The organism is Streptococcus sp. k-628 (assembly GCF_013277475.1).
Classification (GTDB): Bacteria; Bacillota; Bacilli; order Lactobacillales; family Streptococcaceae; genus Streptococcus.
In genome coordinates this window covers 1-9,275 of sequence record NZ_VMMZ01000110.1, presented here as the reverse complement: position 1 = coordinate 9,275, position 9,275 = coordinate 1, and the positions used below count along the sequence as shown (strand labels likewise).

At 39.9% G+C, this 9,275-nt stretch carries 6 protein-coding genes; 3 read left to right on the top strand and 3 right to left on the bottom strand.

Going from position 1 to position 9,275, the window contains the following annotated elements; translation table 11 throughout:
- Positions 1-200: 200 nt before the first annotated feature.
- Together HT730_RS10120 and HT730_RS10115 are read right to left on the bottom strand one after the other, a co-directional pair.
- Entirely contained in the window at positions 201-671 is a 471-nt protein-coding gene (locus HT730_RS10120) for an arginine repressor (protein ID WP_050241520.1), read from the bottom strand.
- A 16-nt stretch (positions 672-687) separates the two neighbouring features.
- On the bottom strand, positions 688-2,961 hold the full coding sequence (locus tag HT730_RS10115; protein ID WP_173307516.1) for a Xaa-Pro dipeptidyl-peptidase: 2,274 nt from the start codon (positions 2,959-2,961) through the stop codon (positions 688-690).
- A gap of 346 nt (positions 2,962-3,307) precedes the next feature.
- Between HT730_RS10115 and HT730_RS10110 the strand changes: the two genes are divergently transcribed.
- The 3 genes from HT730_RS10110 to pyk all read left to right on the top strand — a co-directional run bounded on the left by HT730_RS10110 (position 3,308) and on the right by pyk (position 9,063).
- Positions 3,308-6,409 carry a DNA polymerase III subunit alpha gene (locus tag HT730_RS10110; protein WP_173307515.1) on the top strand — a complete coding sequence of 1,034 codons (3,102 nt, stop codon included), beginning with the start codon at positions 3,308-3,310 and terminating at the stop codon, positions 6,407-6,409.
- An 82-nt stretch (positions 6,410-6,491) separates the two neighbouring features.
- Positions 6,492-7,499 (top strand): 6-phosphofructokinase, encoded by a 1,008-nt coding sequence (gene pfkA / locus HT730_RS10105; RefSeq protein WP_000820871.1) that lies wholly within the window; start codon positions 6,492-6,494, stop codon positions 7,497-7,499.
- Between the two features lie 58 nt (positions 7,500-7,557).
- A complete protein-coding gene (pyk, locus tag HT730_RS10100; RefSeq protein ID WP_112443566.1) occupies positions 7,558-9,063 on the top strand; it encodes a pyruvate kinase in 1,506 nt (501 codons plus the stop codon).
- Positions 9,064-9,093: 30 nt separating this feature from the next.
- Here pyk and HT730_RS10375 read toward each other — a convergent pair.
- The coding region (locus HT730_RS10375) for a hypothetical protein (RefSeq protein ID WP_205380743.1) at positions 9,094-9,275 on the bottom strand (182 nt) is incomplete at its 5' end.

Genomic DNA, 9,275 nt, shown 5'->3' with positions numbered 1-9,275 from the left:
ACTGACGAAGTCAGTAACCATACCTACGGCAAGGCGACGTTGACGCGGATTGAAGAGATTTTCGAAGAGTATAAATCTTCCTAGGATAAAGCAAAACGCATAGTATCAAGGGTTTTCAACACTTGATACTATGCGTTTTCTGATGTTAAAGACTTTCTACCAGTTTTTTTAAAAGCATAATTGTTAGTTGTAGTCATTTATTATTCTTCAAAGAAAAATGGTGGGGCAAATTTTTTCAGTTCTTCAAAGCACTTTTGAGCAGTATCTGCATCTTCACAGATGATAAGGCAAACATCATCACCACAAAGGGTTGCGATAATATCTTGGAAATCAAGAGCATCAATAATTGTAGCGAACGATTGTGCTAGACCAGGAAGAGTTTTGAGTAGGACTTGGTGCTGAATAGGTCGCAACATGATGAGGGCATCTTCCATATAGTTTTCCAAACGTTTTTCCCATTTTGAGATGGAACCATTATTAAGAACATAATAAGCGTTATCTTCTTCGCGGACTTTTGATAGGTTCATATTTTTGATGTCGCGTGAGAGGGTTGCCTGGGTCACTTGAATGTCGTTCTCAGCAAGAAGGGACTGCAATTCAGCCTGTGTATGAATCTTGTTTTTTGCGACAAGAGCGCGTATGAGTTGGTGGCGGTGTTCTGATTTATTCATAATAATGTAACTCCTTTTAGCAAGGTATGGTAAGCGTGGACTGAGTGAGGTCGACAGTCAAGTGGTAGTCGGTATTGTCACGGATGGTGATTTCAAAGTCAGTCGTATAGAGGACTAAACGAAGAGTATCTCCTTCTTTAAGCTTGTAAATAGTTGGTTGCAGTTCAAATTGCACATCCATCCATTCATCTGCAGTAATATCCTCCACTAACAGTAAATCATTTCTATTCTGTAAATTGAGGTAACCTTTTGTCACGACTCGTTGTGCATTTGGTCTAAATGGTAATTCACAGAGATTTTCCAACATGTGGTAGCGTCCATTATCAATGGTTTTAGCACTTAAAATAGCTGGATAAGGTTGTAGGTATTTCTTTTGTCCAAGTTCCAGTAGTTGAGCAGATAAGAGTCCCTTGTTTGTGCTGGATTTGATCCGAAGATTGAGTTGAGCTCGACCGTTCAAGTGAAGATCTTTGGTCACAGGAAGGTCAATAGTAATCTGATTGGCTTTTCCTTGATAGAGTTCCGTATTGAAGGTCTGGTAGGTTTTTCCATAGCGCTCAAAATCCTCATCTGGGTACTGGTTTTGAATAGCTTGCTCTTCTTGCCCAAGTGAGAAAATTTCTGAGCTTTCTTGATTCCCAAAGTCAGAAAGAGTCTGCCAAGTCTGAGGAGCAGTATTGTCCTGCCAGATAACAGTCGGAAGTTGGAAATCTGTTTCTTGTACCAATAATTTCTTAGTCAATAAGGCATTCATGGATTCGCGGAAGTCAATGGACTGCCAGTTGTTCATGTACACATGAGCGCCATTATGGAAAAAGAGGTGCTTGTTTATATGAGCAGGAAGAGCATGGAACATCTGGTAAACATGAAGTGGTTTAACATTCCAATCCTGAGAACCATGAGTAAAGACAAGCTCTGCCTTTACTTTATGGGCATTGAGCAGATAATTGCGGTCATGCCAAAACTGATTGTAGTCACCAGACTTGCGATCCAGTTGTTCTTTTACTTTTTCTAAGTCAGCTTGGTGAGCTTCATTGCCACGGATATAGTCGCCAGCCAAGAGATTACGAGAATAGGTTAACTCAGCAAGGGAGTCAAAGTCCTCACCTGGATAGCCACCTGGGCTAGTCACCAGACCGTTTTCACGGTAGTAGTTGTACCATGAAGAAATACCTGCTTCAGCAATGATAACCTCTAAACCATCGACACCTGTAGTCGCCAGACCATTGGACATGGTACCTAGATAAGAAAGTCCAGTTGTGGCTACTTTTCCATTTGACCAGTCAGCTTTGACTTGACGTTGGCGCGTGTGGTCGGTAAAGGCACGGCAACGACCATTGAGCCAATCAATGACATTTTTATAAGCCTCGATTTGCTGGTAGTCCCCGTTAGTCATGAAACCAGTAGAGTCTTTGGTACCAACACCTGACACATAGAGATTGGCAAAACCTCGTGGAAGGAAGTAGTCGTTGAGACTATAGCTAGAGTTGATGTGACTTAGCTTTTCCTCAGCTTCTGACACAAGCTCAGCTTGACCTTGGGGTTGGACGAGATTTAGTTGAGGTTCCTCTAACTCGATCTTGTGAGGAGACTTAACCTCGAGCTCGCCCTCCATCTTGTAGAGAGCCTTGTCGCTCGCCTTGTCATTTGTTCCCTGATGATAAGGACTGGCTGTCATAATGGCAGGGATTTGCCCCTCATAACGTGGACGAATAATGCTAACCTTGACTAAGTCTGGTAGCCCTTTTTGGTCCGTATCGACACGAGACTCAACGTAAACGACTTCACGAATGACATCATGGCTAGAAAAAGTAGCCAAACTCTTGCCGTTAAAGTAGTGGTAGTCATTATCCTCAGGGATAAGACCGTCGCTTACCAGTTGATCAATCAGGGTATTCCCCTTTTTGGTGCGAGTATTGAGTAACTGATAGAGATTTTCAATCAAGTCACCGTATACAATAGGAAATCCAGTCTCTTTACGAAAAGCTTCACTGTCTTCGAAGTCAATCAAATAAGAAAAGCCTAAAAGTTGAAAGACGATAGTATAAAAAATATCTGCAGTCAAGTCTTTGTCAGATTTGAAAAAAGTTAATATGTTAGTTTCTTTATCTATAGCTAAGCAGGAGAGTGGATAGTCGGTGTTCTCATAAGTGAAAAATAAGCGACGTAAAAAAGTTTCCAGCAATTCCTTGGGATTGGCTGTGTTTTGTAAATCAAAGCCATATTTTTTTAGTTCAGATAAGATATTTTCTTTTGGGAAAGTGATATAACTATATTGATTAAAACGCATAGAACCTCCATATAGAATGATAGCTAAGGTTATTATATCAAAAAAAAAGCAGAAAGGGAATTGTTAACTGCAAAAGGAAATAATCCAATAAAAATGAATAAAGTGTTAAATTCAATATAGAGAACAGTGTAACAATAGATATAATAGGTATAATATAAAAATTCTAGGAGATTTATATTATATGTTTTCTATTTTGTATATAATATAGTATAAATATAAAAAAATGATAGCAAAAATACAAATGAATAAAAAGTAAATTAGTAAGCTGATGAAATGTTTCTCAAGAGCAGCCTTTTATAGGTGAAAATGGTATAATATAGTGAGAAGGATAGAGGAGAAGTGTAAATTGATCGCACAACTAGATACAAAAACAGTCTATAGTTTTATGGAGAGCGTCATTTCGATTGACAAGTATGTGAGAGCAGCTAAAGAATACGGCTACACTCATCTGGCCATGATGGATATTGATAATCTTTACGGTGCTTTCGACTTTCTAGAGATTACAAAAAAATACGGTATTCATCCTTTACTAGGGCTTGAAATGACTGTATTTGTGGATGAGCGGGAAGTGAATTTGCGCTTTTTAGCTCTATCTAGTGTGGGCTATCAGCAGTTGATGAAGCTTTCAACAGCCAAGATGCAGGGGGAGAAAAATTGGTCAGTCCTGTCCCAGTATCTGGAGGATATTGCGGTCATTATGCCTTATTTTGATGGACTGGAGTCGTTAGAACTAGGCTGTGATTATTATATTGGAGTTTATCCAGAAACACTGACAAGAGAATTTCATCATCCTATCTTACCCCTTTATCGGGTCAATGCCTTTGAAAGTAAGGATAGAGAAGTTCTTCAAGTTTTAACAGCGATAAAAGAAAACCTACCCCTCAGAGAAGTTCCCTTGCGTTCACGACAAGATGTCTTTATATCAGCAAGTTCTTTAGAGAAATTATTCCAAGAACGTTTTCCTCAAGCCTTGGAAAATTTAGAAAAGCTGATTTCAGGCATTTCTTACGACTTGGACACTAGTTTGAAACTGCCTCGTTTTAATCCAGCTAGACCAGCAGTAGAAGAATTGAGAGAACGTGCTGAACTGGGGCTTGCTCAGAAGGGGTTAACTGGTAAAGAATATCAAGACCGTTTAGACCAAGAATTGGCTGTTATTCATGATATGGGCTTTGATGATTATTTCTTGGTTGTTTGGGATTTATTGCGTTTTGGACGTTCGAATGGCTATTATATGGGAATGGGACGAGGTTCCGCAGTTGGTAGCTTGGTTTCCTATGCTTTGAATATCACAGGGATTGACCCAGTAGAGAAAAATCTGATTTTTGAACGTTTCCTCAATCGTGAACGCTATACCATGCCTGATATTGATATTGATATTCCTGATATTTATCGTCCAGATTTTATCAGGTATGTTGGCAATAAATACGGTAGTAAACATGCGGCGCAAATCGTTACTTTTTCTACCTTTGGCGCCAAGCAGGCCTTGCGAGATGTTTTGAAACGCTATGGTGTGCCCGAGTATGAATTATCTGCAATTACCAAGAAAATCAGTTTTCGGGACAATCTTAAGTCGGCCTATGAGGGCAATCTCCAGTTTCGTCAGCAAATCAATAGTAAGTTAGAATACCAAAAAGCCTTTGAAATTGCTTGCAAGATTGAGGGCTATCCAAGACAAACTTCTGTCCATGCGGCTGGTGTTGTAATCAGTGACCAAGATTTGACCAATTACATCCCTCTAAAGCATGGAGACGAAATTCCACTGACTCAGTATGATGCTCATGGAGTTGAGGCTAGCGGACTTTTGAAGATGGACTTTCTGGGACTACGAAATTTGACCTTTGTCCAGAAGATGCAAGAATTACTTGCTGAAACAGAAGATATTCACCTTAAAATTGAAGAAATAGATTTGGAAGACAAAGAGACGTTAGCTTTATTTGCCTCTGGCAATACAAAAGGTATCTTTCAATTTGAGCAACCTGGTGCCATTCGCCTGCTAAAACGTGTACAACCAGTTTGTTTTGAAGATGTCGTAGCAACTACTTCCCTAAATCGGCCAGGTGCTAGTGACTACATCAATAATTTTGTGGCAAGAAAGCATGGGCAGGAAGAAGTGACTGTTCTGGATCCAGTACTGGAGGATATTTTGGCTCCAACCTACGGAATTATGCTCTATCAGGAGCAGGTTATGCAGGTTGCCCAGCGATTTGCTGGATTTAGTCTTGGGAAAGCCGATATTTTGCGCCGAGCTATGGGGAAAAAGGATGCCTCTGCCATGCATGAGATGAGGGCTTCTTTTATTCAAGGTTCATTAGAAGCTGGACATACTGCGGAAAAGGCAGAGCAGGTCTTTGATGTCATGGAGAAGTTTGCAGGTTATGGTTTTAACAGGTCACACGCCTATGCCTACTCAGCCTTGGCCTTCCAGTTGGCTTATTTCAAAACGCATTATCCAGCCATTTTTTATCAGGTCATGTTGAATTCTGCCAACAGTGATTACTTAATAGATGCCTTAGAAGCAGGATTTGAAGTAGCGCCTCTGTCCATCAACACCATTCCTTATCACGATAAAATTGCCAACAAGTCCATCTATCTAGGTTTGAAATCGATTAAGGGAGTAAGCAATGATTTGGCACTTTGGATTCTTGAAAATAGACCTTATTCTAACATTGAAGATTTTGTAGCTAAACTACCTGAGAATTATCTGAAACTTCCTCTGCTAGAACCTTTGGTAAAAGTTGGTCTTTTCGATTCATTTGAAAAAAATCGTCAAAAAGTATTCAATAATTTAGTTAATCTATTTGAATTTGTGAAAGAGTTAGGAAGCTTGTTTGGGGATACAACTTATAGCTGGCAGGAATCGGAAGATTGGACAGAGCAAGAAAAATTCTATATGGAACAAGAGCTTTTAGGGATAGGTGTCAGCAAACATCCACTACAAACTATCGCAAATAAGGCTATTTACCCGATTACCCCAATCGGAAATTTATCAGAAAATAGCTACGCTATTATTTTGGTTGAAGTTCAGAAAATAAAAGTAATTCGTACCAAAAAGGGTGAAAATATGGCTTTCTTACAGGTAGATGATAGTAAGAAAAAATTGGATGTTACCCTCTTTTCAGACTTATATCGTCAGGTTGGGCAGGAAATAAAAGAGGGAGCTTTCTACTATATAAAAGGGAAAATCCAGTCACGTGATGGTCGTCTGCAAATGATTGCACAAGAAATAAGAGAAGCAGTTGCTGAACGCTTTTGGATACAGGTGAAAAATCATAAATCGGATCAAGAAATTTCACGTATTTTAGACCAGTATAAAGGTCCAATCCCAGTCATCATCAGGTATGAAGAGGAACAGAAAACAATCGTTTCCCCTCATCATTTTGTAGCTAAATCCAATGAATTAGAGGAGAAATTGAATGAAATCGCTATGAAAACGATTTATCGCTAAAAATACGGAAAATAGAAGAATTTTAAAATCAAATGTGGTATAATCAAGAAGAATGTTAAAAGAAAAAGGAGCATAAACCAATATGAAACGTATTGCTGTTTTAACTAGTGGTGGAGACGCCCCTGGTATGAACGCTGCTATCCGTGCAGTTGTTCGTCAAGCAATTTCAGAAGGAATGGAAGTGTTTGGTATCTATGACGGATATGCTGGTATGGTTGCCGGTGAAATTCATCCCTTAAATGCGGCTTCAGTAGGAAACATCATTTCTCGTGGTGGTACCTTCCTTCACTCAGCTCGTTACCCAGAGTTCGCTCAACTTGAAGGGCAACTTAAAGGGATTGAGCAATTGAAAAAACACGGCATTGAAGGTGTAGTTGTTATCGGTGGTGACGGATCTTACCACGGTGCTATGCGTTTGACTGAGCATGGTTTCCCAGCTATCGGTCTTCCAGGTACAATTGATAACGATATCGTTGGTACTGACTTCACAATCGGTTTTGACACAGCGGTTACGACTGCTATGGACGCTATCGATAAGATTCGTGATACATCATTAAGTCACCGTCGTACTTTTGTCATCGAAGTTATGGGGCGTAACGCTGGTGATATCGCTCTTTGGGCTGGTATCGCAACTGGTGCTGATGAAATTATCATCCCTGAAGAAGACTTCAAAATTGAAGATATCGTAGCAAGTATCAAAGCTGGCTATGAATGTGGTAAAAGACACAATATCATCGTTTTGGCAGAGGGGGTTATGTCAGCAGATGAATTTGCTCAAAAACTAAAAGAAGCTGGAGATACGACCGATCTTCGTGTGACAGAACTTGGACATATTCAACGTGGTGGTTCTCCAACTGCGCGTGACCGTGTATTGGCGTCACGTATGGGTGCCCATGCCGTTAAACTTCTTAAAAAAGGTATCGGTGGTGTTGCGGTAGGTATTCGTAACGAAAAAATGGTTGAAAATCCAATTCTTGGTACTGCAGAAGAAGGAGCATTATTTAGTTTGGCAGCAGACGGTAAGATTATTGTAAATAATCCACACAAAGCTGATCTTGACCTGTCACAATTGAACAATTGCTTGTCATAATTCATAATTTAGTTAATAAGACCAAAAGGTCATATATATAAAGGAGTCACAAAAAATCATGAACAAACGTGTAAAAATCGTTGCAACTTTGGGTCCTGCGGTAGAAATCCGTGGTGGTAAAAAATTCGGTGATGACGGATACTGGGGTGAAAAACTTGATGTTGAAGCTTCAGCTAAAAACATTGCTAAATTGATTGAAGCTGGTGCTAACACATTCCGTTTCAACTTCTCACACGGTGACCACCAAGAACAAGGTGAGCGTATGGCAACTGTTAAACTTGCTGAAAAACTTGCAGGTAAAAAAGTTGGTTTCCTTCTTGATACAAAAGGACCTGAAATCCGTACAGAATTGTTCGAAGGTGAAGCTAAAGAGTATTCATACAAAACTGGTGAGAAAATACGTGTTGCAACTAAACAAGGAATCAAATCAACTCGTGAAGTGATTGCATTAAACGTTGCTGGTGCTCTTGATATCTATGATGATGTTGAAGTTGGTCGTCAAGTTTTGGTTGACGATGGTAAACTTGGTCTTCGTGTGGTTGCTAAAGATGACGCAACTCGTGAGTTTGAAGTTGAAGTTGAAAATGATGGCGTAATTGCTAAACAAAAAGGTGTGAACATTCCTAACACTAAAATTCCTTTCCCAGCTCTTGCTGAACGCGATAACGACGACATCCGTTTCGGTCTTGAACAAGGTATCAACTTCATCGCTATTTCATTCGTACGTACTGCAAAAGACGTAAACGAAGTTCGTGCAATCTGTGAAGAAACTGGAAACGGACATGTTCAATTGTTCGCTAAAATCGAAAACCAACAAGGTATCGATAACTTGGATGAAATCATCGAAGCTGCTGATGGTATCATGATTGCTCGTGGTGACATGGGTATCGAAGTACCATTCGAAATGGTTCCAGTTTACCAAAAAATGATCATCACTAAAGTGAACGCTGCAGGTAAAGTTGTTATCACTGCAACAAACATGCTTGAAACAATGACTGAAAAACCACGTGCAACTCGTTCAGAAGTATCAGACGTATTTAACGCTGTTATCGACGGAACTGACGCTACAATGCTTTCAGGTGAGTCTGCAAACGGTAAATACCCACTTGAGTCAGTAACTACAATGGCTACAATCGACAAGAACGCTCAAACTCTTCTTAATGAATACGGACGTCTTGATTCAGATTCATTTGAGCGTAACTCTAAGACAGAAGTAATGGCTTCTGCTGTTAAAGATGCGACTAACTCAATGGACATTAAATTGGTTGTAACTCTTACTAAGACAGGTCATACTGCACGTTTGATTTCTAAATACCGTCCAAATGCTGACATCTTGGCATTGACATTTGATGAATTGACAGAACGTGGCTTGATGTTGAACTGGGGTGTTATCCCAATGTTGACAGATGCTCCATCTTCAACTGACGATATGTTCGAAATCGCTGAACGTAAAGCGGTAGAAGCAGGTCTCGTTGAGTCAGGCGATGATATTGTTATCGTTGCTGGTGTGCCAGTAGGAGAAGCTGTTCGCACAAACACAATGCGTATCCGCACAGTACGTTAAGAAAAATATAAAAACCTATCATATCCAGCTTTAGAGCTTGTGTGATAGGCTTTTTTTGTATAGAGGGTAAGAAAGAGGCAAAACTTTCATAATGGATTGATACTCTTCGAAAATCTCTTCAAACCACGTCAGCGTCGCCTTGCCGTAGGTATGGTTACTGACTTCGTCAGTTTCATCTACAACCTCAAAACCATGTTTTGAGCTGACTTCGT

Coding starts and splice junctions, on each gene's coding strand:
- pfkA (WP_000820871.1), top strand. CDS start 6,492: ATGAAACGTATTGCTGTTTTAACTAGTGGTGGAGACGCCCCTGGTATG.
- HT730_RS10115 (WP_173307516.1), bottom strand. CDS start 2,961: ATGCGTTTTAATCAATATAGTTATATCACTTTCCCAAAAGAAAATATC.
- HT730_RS10120 (WP_050241520.1), bottom strand. CDS start 671: ATGAATAAATCAGAACACCGCCACCAACTCATACGCGCTCTTGTCGCA.
- pyk (WP_112443566.1), top strand. CDS start 7,558: ATGAACAAACGTGTAAAAATCGTTGCAACTTTGGGTCCTGCGGTAGAA.